This is a genomic window from Streptococcus sp. SN-1 (genome assembly GCF_041154385.1).
In the GTDB taxonomy this organism is placed as follows: Bacteria; Bacillota; Bacilli; order Lactobacillales; family Streptococcaceae; genus Streptococcus; species Streptococcus mitis_CT.
Genome location: NZ_AP028929.1, coordinates 418,278 through 442,874, shown reverse-complemented (window position 1 = coordinate 442,874; position 24,597 = coordinate 418,278). Strand labels below are relative to the sequence as shown.

The 24,597-nt window shown below is 45.3% G+C and carries 7 protein-coding genes and 4 pseudogenes; 4 read left to right on the top strand and 7 right to left on the bottom strand.

What is annotated here, in order from left to right; genetic code table 11:
• Positions 1–393 precede the first annotated feature (393 nt).
• On the top strand, positions 394–699 hold the full coding sequence (locus ACAM22_RS02005; protein ID WP_369606861.1) for a hypothetical protein: 306 nt from the start codon (positions 394–396) through the stop codon (positions 697–699).
• 704 nt (positions 700–1,403) lie between these two features.
• On the opposite strand, the pseudogene ACAM22_RS02000 reads toward ACAM22_RS02005, so the two are convergent.
• A pseudogene (locus ACAM22_RS02000) lies at positions 1,404–3,299 on the bottom strand (hypothetical protein); the annotation flags it as partial.
• Between the two features lie 472 nt (positions 3,300–3,771).
• On the opposite strand from ACAM22_RS02000, the gene ACAM22_RS01995 reads away from it, so the two are divergent.
• Entirely contained in the window at positions 3,772–3,942 is a 171-nt protein-coding gene (locus ACAM22_RS01995; RefSeq protein ID WP_369606860.1) for a hypothetical protein, read from the top strand.
• Positions 3,943–4,781: 839 nt separating this feature from the next.
• Here ACAM22_RS01995 and ACAM22_RS01990 read toward each other — a convergent pair.
• Positions 4,782–6,875: pseudogene (locus ACAM22_RS01990) on the bottom strand (sialoglycan-binding domain-containing protein); the annotation flags it as partial.
• A 52-nt stretch (positions 6,876–6,927) separates the two neighbouring features.
• On the opposite strand from ACAM22_RS01990, the gene ACAM22_RS01985 reads away from it, so the two are divergent.
• Positions 6,928–7,221, top strand: coding sequence for a hypothetical protein (locus tag ACAM22_RS01985; RefSeq protein WP_369606859.1), 294 nt, complete (start codon positions 6,928–6,930; stop codon positions 7,219–7,221).
• Positions 7,222–7,775: 554 nt separating this feature from the next.
• Here ACAM22_RS01985 and ACAM22_RS01980 read toward each other — a convergent pair.
• Positions 7,776–7,970 (bottom strand): annotated as a pseudogene (locus tag ACAM22_RS01980) (accessory Sec-dependent serine-rich glycoprotein adhesin); the annotation flags it as partial.
• A gap of 799 nt (positions 7,971–8,769) precedes the next feature.
• Positions 8,770–9,132, bottom strand: coding sequence for an LPXTG cell wall anchor domain-containing protein (locus tag ACAM22_RS01975; RefSeq protein WP_369607011.1), 363 nt, complete (start codon positions 9,130–9,132; stop codon positions 8,770–8,772).
• Positions 9,133–9,358: 226 nt separating this feature from the next.
• Here ACAM22_RS01975 and ACAM22_RS01970 point away from each other — a divergent pair, with 226 nt between their 5' ends.
• On the top strand, positions 9,359–17,539 hold the full coding sequence (locus ACAM22_RS01970) for a hypothetical protein (protein WP_369606858.1): 8,181 nt from the start codon (positions 9,359–9,361) through the stop codon (positions 17,537–17,539).
• 41 nt (positions 17,540–17,580) lie between these two features.
• Here ACAM22_RS01970 and ACAM22_RS01965 read toward each other — a convergent pair.
• The 3 genes and pseudogenes from ACAM22_RS01965 to ACAM22_RS01955 form a co-directional block, all read right to left on the bottom strand.
• A pseudogene (locus ACAM22_RS01965) lies at positions 17,581–21,606 on the bottom strand (accessory Sec-dependent serine-rich glycoprotein adhesin); the annotation flags it as partial.
• A gap of 836 nt (positions 21,607–22,442) precedes the next feature.
• Positions 22,443–23,987 carry a peptide chain release factor 3 gene (locus ACAM22_RS01960; protein ID WP_001025438.1) on the bottom strand — a complete coding sequence of 515 codons (1,545 nt, stop codon included), beginning with the start codon at positions 23,985–23,987 and terminating at the stop codon, positions 22,443–22,445.
• Between the two features lie 298 nt (positions 23,988–24,285).
• Complete coding sequence (locus ACAM22_RS01955; protein WP_232610068.1) at positions 24,286–24,360, bottom strand: hypothetical protein; 75 nt, start codon at positions 24,358–24,360, stop codon at positions 24,286–24,288.
• Between the last annotated feature and the right edge of the window lie 237 nt (positions 24,361–24,597).

Here is a 24,597-nt window from a genome sequence, read left to right as displayed (position 1 = left end):
ACAACCAAAAATGCTGGTGTTTCCGTCTCATTCTCACTCAAATCTTTCGAACGGAAAGTACGAGTCCAAACGTTAGTAGAAGACCAAGTCTCATTTTCATTAAACTTACCAGTGATTTCACGCTTCGCTGGAGTATCTTTTGTTGCTACAGTTGGAGTTGCTGTGATGTTATTGGCAACCCCACCCGAAGTCCTGTTCGATGACAAGAAGTTTGATTGACCAGTTTTACCATCAAAAAGTTCAAGGTTTCGGATCTTACCACTGTTATCTGTAGAAGTTACTACTACACGATATTCATCACCTGCAAAGATTTCATAACCTTCTGGTCTACCTGTTCGAACAACTTTCTTAGGCGCGTCTTCCCACTCACCTGCTGCATTTTTAATTTGAACTTTGTATTCAACATTAGGCGCTTCTGTTTCCTTAGTAATTGTTGTAGTCGCTGACGCTGTAAAGTCCTCTGTTGCTCCTGTTGTAGGATTTGTAACTTGCTTGGTCTGTGTAACCGTTACGTTTCCTGTTGGAAGCAGACCGTTACTATCTGCTAATTCATCTGCTCCAAATGCGACACTTGTAGCACCAGCTGGCACTGTCTTCGGAATTTCCTTACTTCCTATTCTCAAGGTTACTGTTGCACCTGGTGTCACATTTGTCACAGTAATACCACGGTTTGGAAGACCACCTGTATTTGTTACTTGATCATCTGCAATTTGTGGTGTTGTTAGGTTGACTTTGATAGTTACAGGGATATTAATATCTCTTGTTTTACCACTAGAATCTCTCAAAGTCATCTTGACATTTCTTGTCACATAACCCGGATTCGCCACCGCTGCTGCATCTGGAGTTTGATTAGTATTCCATGCAAATCCAGTAGGAGCAAGAGCTTCTGGACTTCCATCAACTGGCTTAACAGCTTCCTTGGCATTGGCAATAATGCTTGCAAGAGGGGCTGTGTCACCAACTGTTGTTTCAAATACCTGCTTAGCAGTATATTCTAATACAGTGTAGTTAAAGGAAACCTCACTAGAAAGCTCTGTGTTTTCTGGTGTAATAGTTCCAAAACGACTGACACCGTATGTCGCTTTTACAGTATAAGTTTCTTTACCTAATTTATCATTATTCCAAATTGCACTAAAGGTTGGTCTATTAGCCGTTGTTTCTGTAGCACCCTGTTCTGTGTTGTAACGATAAGACCAGTTTGTTCCTGAAGGGAAGGCAGGATCATTCAAGTTTGTATAAACTTGAGTATGGCCACCCATGTGGTTCCAGCCTTTATTGATTTCAAACTCACCTGTCAAACCGTTATTTGTATGCGTCTCAACTTTTGGATAAATTGTGTAGTTATAAGGAATTTCATCCGTTGTTCCGTCTGGATGTGTTACCAATAAGGTTGCTGTACGTTCTCCAAGCGTATCAAACGTTGGCTCACTTCCTGTTTTCCAAGTGACTTGCGTATTATCAGGTAAGGCTTTATTTCCTACTCCACGTACAAATTTTCTTGGATCCAAGTCTGCCAATGTTTCATCACTAATAGCATAGAATCTATCAGAAACTTTTTCTACACCATACTTGACGTTTGGTTGAACTGTATTTGTCGTACCATCTGCATAAGTAATGGTTACAGAACCATTTTCATTTTGAGTGTAGTTTGTAATTTTTCTATCTGTTTGTGGGTTAGCTGCCCTAATCGCTGCAAGTACTTGCACTTTTTCTTCTGGCGTCAAGTTTGCTGCATCTGCAACGACAAACTTAGTCGTTGGATCTACACCTGGGTATTTCTCAGCCAATTTACCTTGTTTCAGACGGAAGCGGCTTCCCTCAGAACGGTTTCCAACTACATCTTCTGCGACAATGGCACGAGTAACGTGTTGACCTTCAGTATGTTGAAGATCAGCCCTAACTGTTCCTTCTTGTACAACTGTTGCTGGTGATGTTGCAGTAGATGGTGTAACTGTTGTGATATTATTTGGCGCAGCAGTTCCCCAAGTACTATGTAGGACGTTATCTGTTGCTGATGCTGTGTTTGAACCTTGTCTTACGACAGTATTCGCAATCTTATCACTGTTATCTGTGAACTTGGTTGTAAAGCGGAGTTTATCACCTGCATAGAAGGTATGTGTCACGAGACCACTTGCATCTGTAGACTTCGGTACAGCCTTCCATGTTTTCGTCTTTTCATCCCAGACTTCTACAACTGTATCCTGAGCTACTGGAGCTACTGTTTCACGAGCAATCGTTCCCGTTGCTGTTGCAGAGGTCAAGACCTTATCTGTATTATCACTAGGATCACGACGTGTAACTGCCTGATTAACAGTGATATCTCCTACAGGAAGAAGACCATTATTAGCTGCATAGACTGGTTGTAAGTCAGTAGCATCAAAGGTTACACTTGTAGCATTAGATCCAGCTGTCTTAGTGATTGTTTTACCAGCAATTGTAAGGCTAACTGTTGCACCTGGAACAACGTTGTCAATCTGAATAGATTGATTTGGCAAACCACCTTTTTCAGAGATTGTATTTTCTACAATAACCGGTGTCTTAGGATTAACTTTCACTAGAACCTTCACTTCTCTATCTACTGGAAGTGTATGCACTGTATTACTTGAGTCACCCGGCAATGTCATACTTATTCGATGGATAGAAAAACCAGGATTTGCAACAGTTGTGTTATCTGGTTTTTCTCCATTGTGCCACACGAATGTCGTACCCTCTGGTACCTCTGTACGACCATCTGTAGGTTTTGTAGCATCTTTTGGTGTTTCCACTATTGAACCCAGACCAGCAAGATCTCCTTGGGTTGTTTCAAACACATCTTTTGCTTTAGTATACTCATAAACGGCATAATCCCATTGCGTTGAAGTTGTCAAGGCAGGATTGTCTGCAGATACTGCACCGAAACGACCAGTTGGATAGGTAGCATTCAATGTGTATCTTGTCTTGTGTGTTTGGTTTTCAGGATCTTTATCTTCTGTATGCCAAACTGAACTAAAGGTTGGATTGTTTCCTGTAGACTTACGTTCAGCACCCTCATTGTTTAGGCGGTATGAGTACTCCCATTTCATAGGAATATCAGGGTTGTTGAAACCTGTGTTAACCCCCATATTTGTATAAACTGAAGTATGTCCACCAATACGGTTATAGTTCTTGAAGGCATGGAAGTTACCTGTTTGATTGTTATTCGTCTTAGTTTCCAGTTTTGGATAGACTTGGTAAGTGTAGTTCAAGTCTGTTGTTGAACGATCTGGGTAAGTGATGGTAAGGACTGCTGTTTTCCCTGAACCAACATCACCTGTCGTTGGTGCTGTTTTCCATGTGACTTTAGCTGTTTCTGGAATAGTACCATTGACAAAGTCTCTCGGAATTAAGTTCGCAACAGCTTCATCTTGAACCGCATAGAAGTTACCATTGTTTTTAGTTGTGACATTGTACTTACTTGCTTGAGTTTGAACAGTGATGGTAATCCTTGTCGGATTCTTAGCATTTGAGTTTCCTAGTTTATCTTTAGCAACGATTGTTACTGGATAACTACCCGCCGGAGCTGTTGTTGTACCTGTGATTTTACCATTTGAATAGCTCAAACCTGCAGGAAGACCTGTAATCACAACACCATTTGTATCGGCAAGACCAACACCCGTATCCACAACTGTCAATGGAATATCCACGTTCTCACCTGTTGTAGCAGTACCATTTGTCGCTATGATAACTGGAGCTTCTTTATCTACTACCAAACGAGTTGAGGATTCATCACTGGCACGATTGTCCGACGTATAAGTGAATGCACTAAGCGTTGAACCATCCTTGGTCACTCTCTCTGGGAGACTTACGACACCAGTTGAAGAATTAATTGTCACACCCGATGGCGTTTCATTCAAGGACCAGGTACCATTTGACGCTTTTCTAGCAGTCAAGGTCTTGTTCGTTGAAGAATCTGTTGGTGTGTAGGTAACTTCCATTCGATTAACTGTGGTCTCAGATGTTTTAGGGGCAACAGTCACATCACCGTTTAGGAGAGGAGTAATCTCTGGTCTACTTGGTTTTAATACAAATCCAACTCGAACTTCTCGTTCACTCGGTGTAAAGGTTGTTCGAGTTGTACTCGCTTCATCCTTTGTATCATCAGGGAAGGTAGCGATAGCATTGTAAGTCCATTTACCAGGGTTTGTATTAATTAAGTCTTCTCTAGTAGCATCTCCCCTTTGAGCATTTTTCCACTTATCGAAGTTCATTCCACCTGGGAAGTATTTATCATCCTCTAGGTTACCATTGCTTGTCGTTCCAATATAGTAGTGGGCATCTCCAAGCTTATCACCCATGTTTTTATAGACTTCACCATTAGTGTCCAAGTTTTTAGGAACAACATCAACAATACGGTACTTCATGTAACGAGTTACTTCAGTTGTTCCATCCGATACGACAACTTCAGCTATGTGAGTACCAAGCGCTTGATTATCATTTACTGTTCCATTAATCAGACGTCCAGAATACTGGTTGCTTTCTGTTTTACCATTTTGCTCTGCAAAGTTTCCTGATGTCACACCACCTGGTAGATTTTTAACCTGCAATTTAGTCAACTTACCTGAGTTATCCCAAGCTTTAACGATTGGGTTAAAGGTAGCGCCACGATAGACTGTAAAGAGCGGTGCATCCGATTCAGTAGGACGAGTTGTAGAAAGAGTTTTTCCTTGAACCGTTACGTTTGGTGCAATATTATCACTAGCGTTAAACTGTACTGTAACTCTATCTGTTGAACCATCTGGGTAAGTGACTATAATATCACGTGTATGTTGACCTGCTGTCCAGTTTGTTGGTTCTGCATCAGCCCAAGCATAGGTTGTCTTAGTCCCAGCTGTTGTTCCGTTAGTTGGGAGACTTGAACGGTTGGTGATATAAGTTTCAGGATTATCAAAACGAACACGACCATCTGCTTTAATATCTACGTTTTGAGTAGCAGCTGTTGGTGCGTACTTCTCCGCTTGCGCACGGTATTCAACTATGATTTTGGCAGCATTGCTATCATTTTTCGTACCATCATCATTTGTCAAACCAACGTGGTCATAACCTGCTACATAACGGGTCCATGAACCTAAATTACCTGTATAGGCTTTTCCGACATGACCGGTCAATTTTACAACACTTGGTTGTGTATCCGTTGCATTATTTTCTTGACCGAGTCTGTTTTGATTTGTTGTGAAATTCATCACTGTTTGTTTTGAATTGTCAACAATATCATTTGTCTCAAATTTGCCACTAGGAGCTGTTGCATTCCCGTCATTGTCACGAACTTTGATCTTATCTAGTCGTTTAAGGTTATCCGTCAACTTGATATCGACATCAATCTCTTCTTCACGATAAACGAGAATCTTACGAGGATTTGTATCATCTACCTTAGCACCCTTATTGACTACGATTTTCGTAATCTTTGGCTTTTCTGTATCTGTGAAGCGAGCTGTGACGGCATTACTAAACTCAGATTCTACATAATTCTTCGTTGCCCCATTCTTATCTTGATAAGAAGCTTGGTTATCAATTTTCACCTTGGCTCTAAAGGTGTCGCCATTTGCCATTGAAACATTATTGAAGGTAGCAACCCCTTGCCCATTAGCAGTAGTTTCTAGTATATCCTCCGGTCTATTGCCACCATTTTTATACAGATATACCTTCTTGTTTGGAGTTGCATTTCCTACCGTGATGTTTTGAGACGATACATTTTCTTGTAAAGTTGTTGTGATTTCTGGAGTTTTTGGTTTTACAACAAACTTAACTGGTGTATTTACCGTTCCTTCATTATTAGGGAAGACACGACGGATGTTGTATTCAAAGACTCCAGGAGTACGACCAATTTGATTTTTTGCAACAAGGTTATTTCCCTGATAGAAGTCTATCTTAGTTCCATCTGGTCCTTTTTTACCAGAATAGTCTTGGGTACCTGGATGTACTAAGTACTGGTTAGGGTCAACATAGGCTTGGTTTGGATCATTATTTGAGTACCACCATTTCAATCCAGCCTTGTTAAACTCAGATGTATTGTAAGGTGCTTCAACCTGATTTACGATATATGTTCCACCATCACGTGCTGCAAACGGATAGGCCTGCTGCACTGTCAATTTCAATGGGTTCTTATGAGCTGCAGAACCTGCCCAAGATGTGGCTTGTGTCCCCTGACCATAGAGGAAGGTCATATCTCTCAACTGAGCATTTGTAACATTAGTAGGAACTGTGGTTTCAAAACGCATGACAGAGACACGTCCCTGATCCCCTACATAGACATGCTTATATATCGTTCTAGGGTCATTGCTCCAGATAATCTTGTCTTTAACATGTTGTTCCCAGAGAGTTTTATATACTCCACCCCAGCCCTGCGTACTGTGGGCAGCAACCTTTTTGAGCAAGTTAAATTGTTGGTCTCCGTTGTTAAGAGAAACTTTGTCAAAATTACGGATTACTTCGACAGAACCATTTCTGTCATTATTTTTATACTCAGTAGGGAATTCTGCAGGATTGTTAGATACAGGCAGATTTGCAAAATCAGCATCCGCTTGTCCTGTCACTCGTCTAGTATATGTCGTTCTATAGATTTCAGTCGGCATATTGACTTCAGTTGGAATCTGGAACCACTGCGTATTTTGCGTTCTATTCATTGTTTGGGCAGGGTTGGTCATGACTGTCCAGACGATAGACGTTACTTTCCCGTTGCTATCAAACTTAGGAGTGGCTTTCATAAAGGTCTCGTGTTCAACACGAGCCTTCACACTGTCACTCTCACCAGAAGTCAAGTAGGTTACCTTTTCCCCGTTACCACGATCCTCTACAAAATGGTTAATAGCATTACTTCCAAGCTGTGGGTTACGAGCTAGCAAATGCACTCCCCGTGCCATTTGCTTACCATTGAGATGGCTACGTTTACCATTGTGGGCACGAAGCACAGCATTGACGATTGAGTTTTGCGCAGATGTGGCTTGCTTGATAACGGCTGTAAGGTCAGCGTTTGGATTTTTCAATGCTTCTTCGATAGCTGTTACAGCAGCATTCACCTTAGCAACTGCTGCTTCTGTATTTGGCAGACCGATAGACTTAGCGAGGTATTCACCCATAGTCGCTGAGATTTTAGATAGACGTTTGCGGTCTTCTTGGGCTTTCTTGTTGCTCTCAGCAGATACTGTAGTCGCTACGGCAGCTGTTGTCGTTGTATCCACCAAACTTGAAGTCGTTGATGTGATTTGACTCAAACGAGTTTCAACTGCTTGTAAAGATGCGAGGCTATCAGTGATAACTTTTGAAAGAGCCGCATCAGCTGTCACGTTAGCTGCATCTTCCTTACGAACAGATGTCTCTTTGTTTGAAGCTGTCTCTGATGTTGCTGGTTTTGCAAGTTCAGAAGTTACTCCAGCTTGTGATTGAGAAGCACTTGTTACAGCCGATGTACTTGCTGATGTAGACGCTACAGCACTTGTTGAGGCTGATGCGCTTGCCGATGTACTTACACTTGTTGAAGTACTTACTGATTGGCTTTCACTTTCTGAAAGATGCTTACTTGCATTCTTGGAAGCTTCCTCAGACAAGGACTGGCTTTGGCTGACAGAAACTGATAAGCTGTCGGCTTGAGCCCCCTCCTGATCTTTTACTGTTCCCAAAGTTACTGTGTCTGTATTCGCAAGTGTTTGATTTGACTCTACTGTCTTTTCAAGAGCGTCGTTGGCATAAACAGTTGTTTGTGTTGCAACTGCTCCTCCAAGTACCGTCCCTGCTGCGGCTATCCCTTTCAGGATATCCAGTCCAGTCAGTGTATTTGCTGATTGCTCTTCAATCACTTCAGTTGTTACCTGAGCTGCATCTACACCACCACGCAAGACTTTAAAGAGACCAAATTGAGAGGTCGAGGCACGCAACCAATGCTTACCCGACTTGATCAACTTGAAACGGGTCACACGATCCGTCTCTCTATATTCACCTTCTTGGCGTCTAAAAAACATATTTTAGATTCCTTTCCACTTATAATTATGTGTATTTAGCAATAAAATACCAATATACATTATACACTTTAGATGCAAGTAATTCAATAAGTTTCAAAACATTTTTACCTAAAAAAAAAAGTATTTTGTATAGATATTATAGGTAAATATGCTACTTTTTATAAATATTAGAAAAATGACAATTTTAAACGTTTTCATAGATATAAAGTCCAATTTTTAAGCGTTTTATGTTTCAAGATTCCGAAATATTAAATTTTTGTTACAAGGTGTTGGATGCGATTTCCTAACGATTATTATAAAATAGTTTATTTTATAAGTATTTTGTTTGAGGTTGATTTCAACATAATATTAATTATATTATATTTTGTGCAAATTCTTTTTCGAAAATACATAATCTGGAAAATTAATTTTATTTCATATCATTATCGCTAAGATGTTTGTATATTTTTATTGAATAGATGAACCATACATAGCTGAAAAATAGCAACCTTAGGTCACCTTTAAAGCAAGAATAAGATATTCCATTTTCATTATTGGAATTGTAGGATTTCTTATTTATTGTGGATGAAAAAAAGATATGAACAAACCGATCAGGAAAGGATTATTAATTTCTAGAAATGTTTTAGTAGCCTTTGTGTACTGTTGTAGTTTCAATTTTCCATAAAATAAAAAAGTGAACTAAACTGAATTCTGATTTCCAGAAAACTAGTTTTGTTCACTTTTTCTTATGATCGAAACTTCTGTTCCATCCACTTTTTCAAACATCTATCCGTAGAGAAGTCTGCTACAGAAAGATTGTTTACATTTCTTCTTCATCATCCCGTTTGCGGCGTTTCGCAATCAGACCTAGACCGGTTACAGCAGTCAAAGCACCTAGAAGTACAGATGATTTAGAAGCTTCTGTACCTGTATTTGGCAACTGCTGTCTTGACTTATCTGTCGATCCGGCACCATTTCCAACGTGTGAAGTCGAATGATCAACATTTGATCCTACAAGCGAGATTGACGTTGAAGCACTCTCAGAAGCTTCACCTGAAAGTGACTTACTTGTCGAAGTCGACATAGACACTGATGTTGAGATTGACACGCTTAGACTAGTTGACTGCGAAGCGCTGTCACTCAAACTAAACTCTGGCTTATCAGTACTATCCGGATTTGACATACTTGATAATCTTGAGAATGATTCAGACACTGAGGTACTTACTGACGCCGATTCAGATACAGAAGTACTAATTGAATCAGAAGCAATTACACTGGCAATATCAAGAGCACTCTTAGAATGGATTTCAGGCAATCCTTTACTTGTAACTACTGATGCTACAGCACTTGTTGACGCTGAAGTAGACGCTACGGCGCTTGTACTTGCTGACGTAGACGCTACGGCGCTTGTGCTTGCTGAGGTAGATGCTACCGCACTTGTTGATGCTGAGGTAGATGCTACGGCACTTGTTGACGCTGAGGTAGACGCTACGGCACTTGTGCTTGCTGAGGTAGACGCTACGGCACTTGTTGATGCTGATGTAGATGCTACGGCGCTTGTTGACGCTGACGTAGACGCTACTGCGCTTGTGCTTGCTGACGTAGATGCTACAGCACTTGTTGACGCTGACGTAGACGCTACCGCGCTAGTCGATGCTGAGGTAGACGCTACGGCACTTGTTGAGGCTGACGTAGACGCTACGGCGCTTGTGCTGGCTGAGGTAGAAGCTACGGCACTTGTGCTTGCTGACGTAGACGCTACGGCGCTAGTCGATGCTGAGGTAGAGGCTACCGCACTTGTTGAGGCTGACGTAGACGCTACTGCACTTGTTGACGCTGAGGTAGACGCTACTGCGCTTGTGCTTGCTGAGGTAGACGCTACGGCACTTGTTGATGCTGATGTAGACGCTACGGCGCTAGTACTTGCTGATGTAGACGCTACAGCGCTTGTGCTTGCTGAGGTAGATGCTACAGCGCTTGTGCTGGCTGATGTAGAGGCTACTGCGCTAGTACTTGCTGAGGTAGACGCTACGGCACTTGTGCTTGCTGAGGTAGACGCTACCGCACTTGTGCTGGCTGAGGTAGAGGCTACTGCGCTAGTACTTGCTGATGTAGACGCTACGGCGCTTGTGCTGGCTGACGTAGATGCTACAGCACTTGTGCTTGCTGAGGTAGACGCTACGGCACTTGTTGACGCTGAGGTAGACGCTACTGCACTTGTTGATGCTGATGTAGACGCTACGGCACTTGTTGACGCTGAGGTAGACGCTACGGCACTTGTTGAGGCTGAGGTAGATGCTACTGCACTTGTTGATGCTGAGGTAGACGCTACGGCGCTTGTTGAGGCTGAGGTAGATGCTACCGCGCTTGTGCTTGCTGACGTAGACGCTACTGCACTTGTTGATGCTGAGGTAGACGCTACGGCGCTTGTTGATGCTGATGTAGAAGCTACCGCACTTGTGCTGGCTGACGTAGATGCTACTGCGCTTGTGCTTGCTGATGTAGAGGCTACCGCACTTGTTGATGCTGAGGTAGATGCTACCGCGCTTGTGCTTGCTGACGTAGACGCTACGGCACTTGTTGACGCTGACGTAGATGCTACCGCGCTAGTTGATGCTGACGTAGATGCTACAGCGCTTGTGCTTGCTGACGTAGACGCTACAGCACTTGTGCTGGCTGATGTAGACGCTACAGCACTTGTGCTTGCTGAGGTAGATGCTACGGCGCTTGTGCTTGCTGACGTAGACGCTACGGCACTGGTTGATGCTGAGGTAGACGCTACGGCGCTTGTGCTGGCTGACGTAGATGCTACAGCACTTGTGCTTGCTGATGTAGAGGCTACCGCACTTGTTGATGCTGAGGTAGACGCTACCGCACTTGTTGATGCTGAGGTAGACGCTACGGCGCTTGTGCTTGCTGAGGTAGACGCTACTGCACTTGTTGACGCTGAGGTAGACGCTACTGCACTTGTTGATGCTGATGTAGACGCTACGGCACTTGTTGACGCTGAGGTAGACGCTACGGCACTTGTGCTTGCTGAGGTAGACGCTACTGCACTTGTTGACGCTGAGGTAGACGCTACGGCGCTTGTGCTTGCTGAAGTAGACGCTACGGCGCTTGTTGAGGCTGACGTAGATGCTACTGCACTTGTTGAGGCTGAGGTAGATGCTACTGCGCTTGTGCTTGCTGACGTAGACGCTACGGCACTTGTTGACGCTGACGTAGACGCTACTGCGCTAGTACTTGCTGAGGTAGACGCTACTGCACTTGTTGATGCTGACGTAGACGCTACCGCACTTGTTGACGCTGACGTAGATGCTACGGCACTTGTGCTTGCTGAGGTAGACGCTACGGCGCTTGTGCTGGCTGACGTAGATGCTACTGCACTTGTTGACGCTGATGTAGACGCTACCGCACTTGTGCTGGCTGACGTAGATGCTACTGCACTTGTTGACGCTGATGTAGACGCTACCGCACTTGTGCTGGCTGATGTAGAGGCTACTGCGCTAGTACTTGCTGATGTAGACGCTACCGCACTTGTGCTTGCTGAGGTAGACGCTACCGCACTTGTGCTTGCTGAGGTAGACGCTACTGCGCTAGTACTTGCTGATGTAGACGCTACGGCGCTTGTTGACGCTGAGGTAGACGCTACTGCGCTAGTACTTGCTGAGGTAGAGGCTACGGCACTTGTGCTTGCTGACGTAGATGCTACCGCGCTAGTTGATGCTGAGGTAGACGCTACAGCACTTGTGCTTGCTGACGTAGATGCTACTGCGCTTGTGCTTGCTGAAGTAGACGCTACCGCACTTGTTGACGCTGAAGTAGACGCTACTGCACTTGTTGATGCTGAGGTAGACGCTACGGCGCTTGTTGATGCTGATGTAGAAGCTACCGCACTTGTGCTGGCTGACGTAGATGCTACTGCGCTTGTGCTTGCTGATGTAGAGGCTACCGCACTTGTTGATGCTGATGTAGAAGCTACCGCACTTGTGCTGGCTGACGTAGACGCTACCGCACTTGTGCTGGCTGACGTAGACGCTACCGCACTTGTGCTTGCTGAGGTAGACGCTACGGCGCTTGTTGAGGCTGACGTAGACGCTACCGCACTTGTGCTTGCTGATGTTGAGGCTACGGCGCTTGTTGACGCTGACGTAGACGCTACCGCACTTGTGCTTGCTGATGTTGAGGCTACGGCGCTTGTTGAGGCTGACGTAGATGCTACGGCGCTTGTTGAGGCTGAGGTAGATGCTACTGCGCTTGTGCTTGCTGAGGTAGACGCTACGGCGCTTGTACTTGCTGACGTAGACGCTACGGCGCTAGTCGATGCTGAGGTAGAGGCTACAGCACTTGTTGATGCTGAGGTAGACGCTACCGCACTTGTGCTTGCTGAGGTAGACGCTACTGCGCTTGTGCTTGCTGAGGTAGACGCTACCGCACTCGTGCTTGCTGAGGTAGACGCTACCGCACTTGTGCTGGCTGAGGTAGACGCCACTGCGCTTGTGCTTGCTGAGGTAGAGGCTACCGCACTGGTTGACGCTGAAGTAGACGCTACCGCACTGGTTGACGCTGAGGTAGATGCTACTGCGCTGGTTGACGCTGAGGTAGACGCTACTGCGCTGGTTGAGGCTGAGGTAGATGCTACTGCGCTAGTACTTGCTGAGGTAGACGCTACCGCACTTGTTGATGCTGATGTAGACGCTACCGCGCTAGTTGACGCTGATGTAGACGCTACGGCACTTGTACTTGCTGATGTAGACGCTACGGCGCTAGTACTTGCTGATGTAGAGGCTACTGCGCTTGTGCTTGCTGAGGTAGACGCTACGGCACTTGTACTTGCTGAGGTAGACGCTACGGCACTTGTTGACGCTGAGGTAGACGCTACGGCACTTGTTGATGCTGATGTAGACGCTACAGCACTTGTACTTGCTGAGGTAGAAGCTACGGCACTTGTTGATGCTGAGGTAGATGCTACCGCACTTGTGCTTGCTGAGGTAGACGCTACCGCACTTGTTGAGGCTGAGGTAGACGCTACCGCACTTGTACTTGCTGAGGTAGAAGCTACAGCACTTGTTGACGCTGAGGTAGACGCTACGGCACTTGTTGATGCTGAGGTAGAGGCTACAGCGCTAGTACTTGCTGAGGTAGATGCTACGGCGCTTGTTGACGCTGACGTAGAGGCTACGGCGCTTGTTGACGCTGACGTAGACGCTACTGCGCTTGTGCTTGCTGACGTAGATGCTACAGCACTTGTTGACGCTGACGTAGACGCTACCGCGCTAGTCGATGCTGACGTAGACGCTACGGCACTTGTTGAGGCTGACGTAGACGCTACGGCGCTTGTGCTGGCTGAGGTAGAAGCTACGGCACTTGTGCTTGCTGACGTAGACGCTACGGCGCTAGTCGATGCTGAGGTAGAGGCTACCGCACTTGTTGAGGCTGACGTAGACGCTACTGCACTTGTTGACGCTGAGGTAGACGCTACTGCGCTTGTGCTTGCTGAGGTAGACGCTACGGCACTTGTTGATGCTGATGTAGACGCTACGGCGCTAGTACTTGCTGATGTAGACGCTACAGCGCTTGTGCTTGCTGAGGTAGATGCTACAGCGCTTGTGCTGGCTGATGTAGAGGCTACTGCGCTAGTACTTGCTGAGGTAGACGCTACGGCACTTGTGCTTGCTGAGGTAGACGCTACCGCACTTGTGCTGGCTGAGGTAGAGGCTACTGCGCTAGTACTTGCTGATGTAGACGCTACGGCGCTTGTGCTGGCTGACGTAGATGCTACAGCACTTGTGCTTGCTGAGGTAGACGCTACGGCACTTGTTGACGCTGAGGTAGACGCTACTGCACTTGTTGATGCTGATGTAGACGCTACGGCACTTGTTGACGCTGAGGTAGACGCTACGGCACTTGTTGAGGCTGAGGTAGATGCTACTGCACTTGTTGATGCTGAGGTAGACGCTACGGCGCTTGTTGAGGCTGAGGTAGATGCTACCGCGCTTGTGCTTGCTGACGTAGACGCTACTGCACTTGTTGATGCTGAGGTAGACGCTACGGCGCTTGTTGATGCTGATGTAGAAGCTACCGCACTTGTGCTGGCTGACGTAGATGCTACTGCGCTTGTGCTTGCTGATGTAGAGGCTACCGCACTTGTTGATGCTGAGGTAGATGCTACCGCGCTTGTGCTTGCTGACGTAGACGCTACGGCACTTGTTGACGCTGACGTAGATGCTACCGCGCTAGTTGATGCTGACGTAGATGCTACAGCGCTTGTGCTTGCTGACGTAGACGCTACAGCACTTGTGCTGGCTGATGTAGACGCTACAGCACTTGTGCTTGCTGAGGTAGATGCTACGGCGCTTGTGCTTGCTGACGTAGACGCTACGGCACTGGTTGATGCTGAGGTAGACGCTACGGCGCTTGTGCTGGCTGACGTAGATGCTACAGCACTTGTGCTTGCTGATGTAGAGGCTACCGCACTTGTTGATGCTGAGGTAGACGCTACCGCACTTGTTGATGCTGAGGTAGACGCTACGGCGCTTGTGCTTGCTGAGGTAGACGCTACTGCACTTGTTGACGCTGAGGTAGACGCTACTGCACTTGTTGATGCTGATGTAGACGCTACGGCACTTGTTGACGCTGAGGTAGACGCTACGGCACTTGTGCTTGCTGAGGTAGACGCTACTGCACTTGTTGACGCTGAGGTAGACGCTACGGCGCTTGTGCTTGCTGAAGTAGACGCTACGGCGCTTGTTGAGGCTGACGTAGATGCTACTGCACTTGTTGAGGCTGAGGTAGATGCTACTGCGCTTGTGCTTGCTGACGTAGACGCTACGGCACTTGTTGACGCTGACGTAGACGCTACTGCGCTAGTACTTGCTGAGGTAGACGCTACTGCACTTGTTGATGCTGACGTAGACGCTACCGCACTTGTTGACGCTGACGTAGATGCTACGGCACTTGTGCTTGCTGATGTAGACGCTACGGCGCTTGTGCTGGCTGACGTAGATGCTACTGCACTTGTTGACGCTGATGTAGACGCTACCGCACTTGTGCTGGCTGACGTAGATGCTACTGCACTTGTTGACGCTGATGTAGACGCTACCGCACTTGTGCTGGCTGATGTAGAGGCTACTGCGCTAGTACTTGCTGATGTAGACGCTACGGCACTTGTGCTTGCTGAGGTAGACGCTACCGCACTTGTGCTTGCTGAGGTAGACGCTACTGCGCTAGTACTTGCTGATGTAGACGCTACGGCGCTTGTTGACGCTGAGGTAGACGCTACTGCGCTAGTACTTGCTGAGGTAGAGGCTACGGCACTTGTGCTTGCTGACGTAGATGCTACCGCGCTAGTTGATGCTGAGGTAGACGCTACAGCACTTGTGCTTGCTGACGTAGATGCTACTGCGCTTGTGCTTGCTGAAGTAGACGCTACCGCACTTGTTGACGCTGAAGTAGACGCTACTGCACTTGTTGATGCTGAGGTAGACGCTACGGCGCTTGTTGATGCTGATGTAGAAGCTACCGCACTTGTGCTGGCTGACGTAGATGCTACTGCGCTTGTGCTTGCTGATGTAGAGGCTACCGCACTTGTTGATGCTGATGTAGAAGCTACCGCACTTGTGCTGGCTGACGTAGACGCTACCGCACTTGTGCTGGCTGACGTAGACGCTACCGCACTTGTGCTTGCTGAGGTAGACGCTACGGCGCTTGTTGAGGCTGACGTAGACGCTACCGCACTTGTGCTTGCTGATGTTGAGGCTACGGCGCTTGTTGACGCTGACGTAGACGCTACCGCACTTGTGCTTGCTGATGTTGAGGCTACGGCGCTTGTTGAGGCTGACGTAGATGCTACGGCGCTTGTTGAGGCTGAGGTAGATGCTACTGCGCTTGTGCTTGCTGAGGTAGACGCTACGGCGCTTGTACTTGCTGACGTAGACGCTACGGCGCTAGTCGATGCTGAGGTAGAGGCTACAGCACTTGTTGATGCTGAGGTAGACGCTACCGCACTTGTGCTTGCTGAGGTAGACGCTACTGCGCTTGTGCTTGCTGAGGTAGACGCTACCGCACTCGTGCTTGCTGAGGTAGACGCTACCGCACTTGTGCTGGCTGAGGTAGACGCCACTGCGCTTGTGCTTGCTGAGGTAGAGGCTACCGCACTGGTTGACGCTGAAGTAGACGCTACCGCACTGGTTGACGCTGAGGTAGATGCTACTGCGCTGGTTGACGCTGAGGTAGACGCTACTGCGCTGGTTGAGGCTGAGGTAGATGCTACTGCGCTAGTACTTGCTGAGGTAGACGCTACCGCACTTGTTGATGCTGAGGTAGATGCTACCGCGCTTGTGCTTGCTGACGTAGACGCTACGGCACTTGTTGACGCTGACGTAGATGCTACCGCGCTAGTTGATGCTGACGTAGATGCTACAGCGCTTGTGCTTGCTGACGTAGACGCTACAGCACTTGTGCTGGCTGATGTAGACGCTACAGCACTTGTGCTTGCTGAGGTAGATGCTACGGCGCTTGTGCTTGCTGACGTAGACGCTACGGCACTGGTTGATGCTGAGGTAGACGCTACGGCGCTTGTGCTGGCTGACGTAGATGCTACAGCACTTGTGCTTGCTGATGTAGAGGCTACCGCACTTGTTGATGCTGAGGTAGACGCTACCGCACTTGTTGATGCTGAGGTAGACGCTACGGCGCTTGTGCTTGCTGAGGTAGACGCTACTGCACTTGTTGACGCTGAGGTAGACGCTACTGCACTTGTTGATGCTGATGTAGACGCTACGGCACTTGTTGACGCTGAGGTAGACGCTACGGCACTTGTGCTTGCTGAGGTAGACGCTACTGCACTTGTTGACGCTGAGGTAGACGCTACGGCGCTTGTGCTTGCTGAAGTAGACGCTACGGCGCTTGTTGAGGCTGACGTAGATGCTACTGCACTTGTTGAGGCTGAGGTAGATGCTACTGCGCTTGTGCTTGCTGACGTAGACGCTACGGCACTTGTTGACGCTGACGTAGACGCTACTGCGCTAGTACTTGCTGAGGTAGACGCTACTGCACTTGTTGATGCTGACGTAGACGCTACCGTTGCTGATGTAGAGGCTACCGCACTTGTTGATGCTGATGTAGAAGCTACCGCACTTGTGCTGGCTGACGTAGACGCTACCGCACTTGTGCTGGCTGACGTAGACGCTACCGCACTTGTGCTTGCTGAGGTAGACGCTACGGCGCTTGTTGAGGCTGACGTAGACGCTACCGCACTTGTGCTTGCTGATGTTGAGGCTACGGCGCTTGTTGACGCTGACGTAGACGCTACCGCACTTGTGCTTGCTGATGTTGAGGCTACGGCGCTTGTTGAGGCTGACGTAGATGCTACGGCGCTTGTTGAGGCTGAGGTAGATGCTACTGCGCTTGTGCTTGCTGAGGTAGACGCTACGGCGCTTGTACTTGCTGACGTAGACGCTACGGCGCTAGTCGATGCTGAGGTAGAGGCTACAGCACTTGTTGATGCTGAGGTAGACGCTACCGCACTTGTGCTTGCTGAGGTAGACGCTACTGCGCTTGTGCTTGCTGACGTAGATGCTACTTTATAGGTAACTGTGACCATACCATCTCTACCTACAGAGACAGTTTTTATCTGCTTGTTAGGATTCGCATCTTCAATCGCTTTTAGAATCTTTTTCTTATCAGCTTCTGTTGGTGTAGTAAGATTCTCCACCTGAATCACCGGTGACTCTGGACTATATTTCTCACTTAATGGAGCTTGTATAATCACAAACTTAGCAACACCCGGATTGCCATTTATATCTCGTACTTTAGCATAGCGTGTCCAAGTATTGTTGGTTGGAGCATTGTTAGGAGTTGCAGTGTTAGTATAATTTTCTTCTGGATTAAATACCTGGTTTGGGTTATAAGTCGCTGTGCCTGTCAACTCGTGAGTATATGGATGATCGTTAGAAGCGTCGATGATTCTGTTATCACTTTCCCTTACTTGATTAGTCGCATCTTCTTTAGCATGTGGGCTTGAAATTAAGTTCCCTATACGATGAGTATTGCTTTCGTTGCTTTCATTATCCCAAGCTTCAACTCTAGTAATTTTGCCACTGTTATCAGATGTTTCAACCCTGACACGGAATTGATCTCCAGCATATATTTTGCTCTTGCCATCTGTCGTCTTCGGAGCTTCTCCCCATTTATTTGTAGACTTATCAAGTACTTCTACCTTAACAGTAACTTTTGGCGCTTCAGTTTCCTTGCTGATTTCAACACGGCTTACATCTGATTCCAATGTCTCATTATGATTTGTTACAGGATTAAGGAATTCCTTACTTTGTTTAACAGTCACTGGCCCTGTTGGAAGTAAACCATTACTGTCTGCTAAGTCATTTGCAGCAAACGTAACTATTCCTCTATCATCTGCCGTTTTCGGTAAAAGTTGTTTGCCATTGATTGTCAAGGTAACTTTCGCACCTGGTAAAGCGTTTGTTACAGTAATATCACGGCTTGGAAGACCACCTGTATTTGTTACTTGATTATCTGCGATTTGCGGTGGGTTTGGTCTAACTTTGATGGTTACAGGAATGTTTGCACTACTATTATTTTTAGTTTGTGCTCCTTTTGGCAAGGTAACTGTGACATCTTCCTTTTTGATACCTGGAGTACTTACTGTGCTATCACCTGGTGCAGATACCCATCTGTAGGTGGTTGTAGTCGCTTCCTCTGGACCGTTAGGAATAGGTACACTAGGATTCGAATTCTTAATAGCCTTGCCTGGGGCATTAATAATCTCATTCAAAGGTCCTGTATTCCCAACTGTTGTCACATATTCTTTTCCTATAGGATCAACTACCGTATACTCAAATGTTGTCTCGCTTGTAAGAGCTGGGTCGTTAGTTGATGCAGCACCTAAACGACCTTTAGGATAAACAGCTTTAATGGTATAAGTCGTCTTATGACTAATTGGTTCTTCTTGCACCACTTCTTTAGTTGTATACCATACTTCACCAAAAGCCGGTGTTCCAACATCGGTTGTTTTCTCCGGACCTGTACCATTTAATTGATACTTATAGGACCACTTAGTCCCTGAAGGGAGCGATTTAATATTAGTATATACAAACGTATCTCTACCATAATTATTAGCCCAAGCTCCACTTTTTATTTTACTGCTATTACCTCCCTCTGTTCTGTCCGCCGCATGTGTTCCTTTAAATGCAAAGAACTTACCAGTAACCTCATTGGCACTTTGAGCTTCAATCTTCGGATAAACTGTGTACTTGTATGTTAAATCTGTTGTAGTCTTTTTATCTGGGTGAGTTACAGTTAAAGTTGCAGTTCGAGTTCCTACTGCCATTGTAGGAGCTTGACCTTGTTTCCATGCAAACGTTGTCCCACTAGGGAAGTCAGATGCTCCGCCAACTGGGCGCACAAGACTTCTTGGATTTATATTAGATAGAGGCTCGTCGCTAACTGCATAAAAGTGCTCAGTTGTTTTCTCTACACCATACTTAACATTGTTTGTGACTGTATCCGTGGTTCTATCACGATAAGTAATGGTAACATCTCCATTATTAGCTACACTGATTGAACCTTCTTCAGATCCTTTTTTGTAATCTGTACTTGAGAGAACGTTTGCATTGGCTGCTTTAAAGTTAGCCAATACTTGGTCTCTTTCTGCCTTACTTAGATTTGTCGTATTATTAACTGCGACAGTCGCACCGCTTATAGGCGATTGACGCTCATTAAATCCGTGAATACGAACAGTCATCGTAGTCATTGTTTTTTGTCCGGCAGTATCATCAGCACCATACGAAATATTGTAATCCCCAGGAGTCATTGGTTTCCAGCCATTTTCCCGACCAATCGTACCATAAATCTCGGTTGTCCACTGCTTATGTTCATAAACATAGGCTGTATTGAGGCCTGTTTTAGGATCTCGTTTAAGAGTCGCAAAGTTGATTTGTCCAGGGAAATTTTTACCTTGTAAACCTGTAATAAAAGGATTATTTCCCGTATAGAACAATCTCAAAGCCTTATCATCTCTAAACACCATATTGATATTTACAGAATCATCATTGAAAACTTCAAGTAATTTTGGCAATTCAACAGTAGGAGGATTATCTGTTGCGCGTCCCTGATTTCTCACAGCATCATTTTGATTCCCTGCTCTACCTGTATGGACATAAGAGGTCATCATATTGGTGTAATTACCAGAAACATTCGTACTTGTAAACGGTTGACTACTTGTAGCAACTCGGGCATCCAATCTGGCATTGCTTGACTTGTCATTCACAATAGCATGAACATCAATCGTTGCATCTAGATTTCTATTTAAATCATGACGTTTGCTAAACACGTACTCATTGCCAGAACCACCACGCTTCTCCATTGGTTGACCATTAAAAGTAACACGGGTGATGGTCGTATTTGGATCCACATTGGCAAGTAAACCAGCATAATTCAGGGCATTATCTGAGTGCATCTTGATGCGCCAAATCACTTCATGTGTATTCTTATTGTACTGACCTGATTCAAGCGAAGCCGATGTTCTATTGCTAGCAAACGTGTTCGTGATTAACGAAGTAGGTAAAGCTCTAGGATGTACCCCATTGCCCATACCTTGACCATTTCGTGCATCACGCGCACCTGAATTGACTCTCAACACAGCATTAGCAATCGAGTTACGAGCAGAGGTCGCTAGTTTTACAGTTTCGGTCAAATCTGCCTTAGGATTAGCAAGGGCTGTCTCGATAGCAGTCACCGCAGCATTCACTTTCGCTATGGCTTCATCACTATTAGGTAGACCAACCGCTTTTGCTAGGTACTCACCCATTTCAGCTGAAAGTTTGGTTAACTTCTTGCGATTTTCATCCTGTTGCTTAGCTGAAACTTCCGATGTTGCTATGGCACCAGCAGTTACTCCCGCCAAACTACTTATTTCTGCATTCGTATCAACCAAACCTTTTTCCAATTTAGCTGATTCCAATACGGGAGCACTTAGCTTAGAGGTAGGTAATTCTTCTTTAGTCAACTGACTTTCTTTTGACACAGACTCTGTTTTTCCAGAAGTCTCAGAAGCAGTAGTAGAATGTACACTATTGCCTGAAGCCACCATCGACTGACTAGAACTTACAGAAGTACTTGCTGAGACGCTAGCCGAAGTTGATGCGCTTTCTGAGGCACTTGTTGACATACTTGCAGAAGTGCTAGCGCTAGCTGATAGACTAGTGGATACTGATTCTGAAGTAGATACACTCTCGCTTACTGAATTAGACAGACTTGCCGAATTCTCCGCATCCACTTTTGCAGTTGTACCAAGGACAACTGTATCATGCGTTGCTAGAGCATCTGAACTATCTAACGTTTTTTCAAGAGCTACCGCTTCGTTTGCAAAAACTTTTGTCTGAGTAGCAACAGCCCCACCTAATACGGCACCTGTTGCTGCAATACCTCTTATAATATCAAGACCTGTAATCGTTTGATTAGTTTGGTTTTCTACTACTTCGGTCATAACCTGAGTAGTATCTACACCACCACGCAAAACCTTGAACAAGCCAAAAAGAGAGGTTGAAGCTCTCAACCAATGCTTACCGGATTTTACCAGTTTGTATCGAGTCACACGATCAGTCTCGCGATATTGACCCTTTTGACGTCTGAAAAACATTTATTTTTTTTCCTCCAAAAAGTGCTACAGTAGCTAGTTTAATGCAATCGTTTTCTATTATACACAAATCATTATGTTAAGTCAACTTATTTTTTAGTATATTTGCTAAAAAAAAAAAGCATTTTCTGTTTGATTTTGCATGGAGGTCTCATTGAGAAATAAAGTTAATATAATAGACAACCGAATCCCTCATTGACTAGGCTATAAAAAAGAGAAATCCATTATTTTTGCCGATGAATACGTCATACTTATCCAAAATTAAAAAGAGCATCATTTTCCTTTGGATAGACATATATATTATCCAAGGAACTCTTCGCTGTTTTCATTATGATTAAAAGATAGTAAATTTCAAAGTATATAGTTTAACTACGATATTTCTTGAGCAAGCTGGCAAGAAAAAAGGTGCACTTTAGTAATGCAAATAGCTCGACCTACTAACTCTTACAAAAAAGCCCACAATACCATAAGGAAAAAGCCCATGAATATAGCATTCCTGGACTTCTCTTATTAGAATATTTAGATCAACCAACATAAAGGTTAGCGATTGTTAGATTACGACGCTGAGTTTTACGAATCGATACCATTCGTGGGCTTTGCCTAGTGAGGCGTTTAGGTAAACCGATTTTTACACCACGACACGGAGTTTGGCAAATCGATTCTATTTGCCAAACGTAGTTAGTAAAGTAGTTAGCTAGACCACTCACTACCCGTTACGACGTAAAGTTTTACGAATCGATATTATTCGTAAAACTTTACTAGTGGAGCGCCTAGCCAAGTTCCATAGAAACTTGGCGTTAGTTACTTAGATTGTTACACAATCAAGTAACTTTGGCGATCTACATCTTCTCCTCTAACTCTACGTCTGGATACTTATCTGCAAACCAGCGAAGGGCAAAGTCATTTTCAAAGAGGAATACTGGTTGGTCAAAACGGTCTTTTGCTAAGATATTGCGGCTTGATGACATCCGTTCATCCAAGTCCTCAGGCTTGATCCAACGAACAGTCTTTTTCCCCATTGGGCTCATAACCACTTCAGCATTGTACTCGCCTTCCATACGGTGTTTAAAGACTTCAAACTGGAGTTGCCCCACAGCCCCTAGCATGTACTCACCTGTTTGGTAATTCTTATAAAGCTGAACGGCTCCTTCTTGCACCAGTTGCTCAATACCCTTGTGGAAGGATTTTTGCTTCATAACATTCTTAGCAGAAACTTTCATGAAAATTTCAGGGGTAAAGGTTGGTAGGGGTTCAAATTCAAATTTATTTTTCCCAACTGTCAAGGTATCCCCAACCTGATAAGTACCTGTATCGTAAACACCGATAATATCACCTGCCACGGCATTGGTCACATTCTCACGACTTTCAGCCATAAACTGTGTAACATTGGACAGCTTGGCACCCTTACCAGTACGAGGTAGGTTGACACTCATACCACGCTCAAATTCACCTGACACGATACGGACAAAAGCAATACGGTCACGGTGACGAGGATCCATGTTGGCTTGGATTTTAAAGACAAATCCTGAGAAATCCTTGTCATAAGGATCCACAATTTCTCCATCTGTTTTCTTGTGTCCATGAGGTTCTGGAGCAAACTTAAGGAAAGTCTCAAGGAAGGTCTGCACACCAAAGTTTGTCAAAGCCGAACCGAAGAAGACAGGTGTCAATTCTCCAGCAAGAATAGCTTCCTCTGAAAATTCATTCCCAGCTTCATTTAAAAGCTCAATGTCATCCTTGACTTGCTCGTAGAAAGGATTGCTACCAAAAAGCTTGTCCCCATCTTCTAAACTGGCAAAACGCTCATCCCCTTTATAGAGCTCCAAGCGTTGGTTATAGAGGTCATATAACCCTTCAAAGGCTTTCCCCATCCCGATTGGCCAGTTCATAGGGTAGCTAGCAATGCCCAAGACTTCTTCCAACTCTTGCAAGAGGTCTAGTGGCTCACGACCGTCACGGTCTAGCTTGTTCATAAAGGTAAAGACTGGAATCCCACGATGTTTCACAACCTCAAATAATTTCTTAGTCTGAGCCTCGATACCCTTAGCAGAGTCCACCACCATGACCGCAGCATCCACCGCCATCAAGGTACGATAGGTATCTTCTGAGAAATCCTCGTGCCCTGGTGTGTCTAGGATATTCACGCGCTTGCCATCGTAGTCAAACTGCATAACAGATGAGGTCACCGAAATCCCACGTTGCTTCTCGATATCCATCCAGTCAGACTTGGCAAAAGTCCCTGTTTTTTTCCCTTTTACAGTACCAGCCTCACGAATCTCACCCCCAAAGTAGAGCAACTGCTCAGTAATGGTTGTTTTCCCCGCGTCTGGGTGAGAGATAATGGCAAAAGTACGACGTTTCTTAATTTCTTCTTGAATATTCATAAGTTCTCTTTCTTTGATTCTCTATTTTTCTTGTTTCAATAGCTAAGAATGATTTCTACATTGGATTTTACCATTCCTTTCAACACTCCATTATATCGGATTTTAGCATTTTTTTCAATTTCTATTTTATGTTATACACTGTTAAAGTAGAACAATTCCCCTTGCAATTTTTAAAATAAATGTTACAATGAATATAGAAAAAGGTGTTGCGTCAACAACACCCCACAGAGCCGTTTAAGACGGTGGCTGTAATTACATAACTAAAAAATAGCTCGTTAACTCGCCAAAGTTAGGACGGCTATTTTTTTGTCTCTTTTACCAATTCAAGGATGAACTTCAGGAGCGTGATAACAAAGTTACCAGCTACAAACATGAGTGTCAAAGCCTCAAAAAGGGGGGGCAAATCTGGTTACTACTTTCTACTAAATACTCTTCGAAAATCAAATTCAAACTACGTCAGCTTCGCCTTGCCGTACTCAAGTACAGTCTGCGGCTAGCTTCCTAGTTTACTCTTTGATTTTCATTGAGTATAAGATTTTACAGGATCTGCACATAAGCATCACCATCCTTTCGATTTCGTAACCACCGTCTTCACTTCTCTATCAAACTA

Coding starts and splice junctions, on each gene's coding strand:
- ACAM22_RS01975 (WP_369607011.1), bottom strand. CDS start 9,132: ATGTCAAATCCGGATAGTACTGATAAGCCAGAGTTTAGTTTGAGTGAC.
- ACAM22_RS01960 (WP_001025438.1), bottom strand. CDS start 23,987: ATGAATATTCAAGAAGAAATTAAGAAACGTCGTACTTTTGCCATTATC.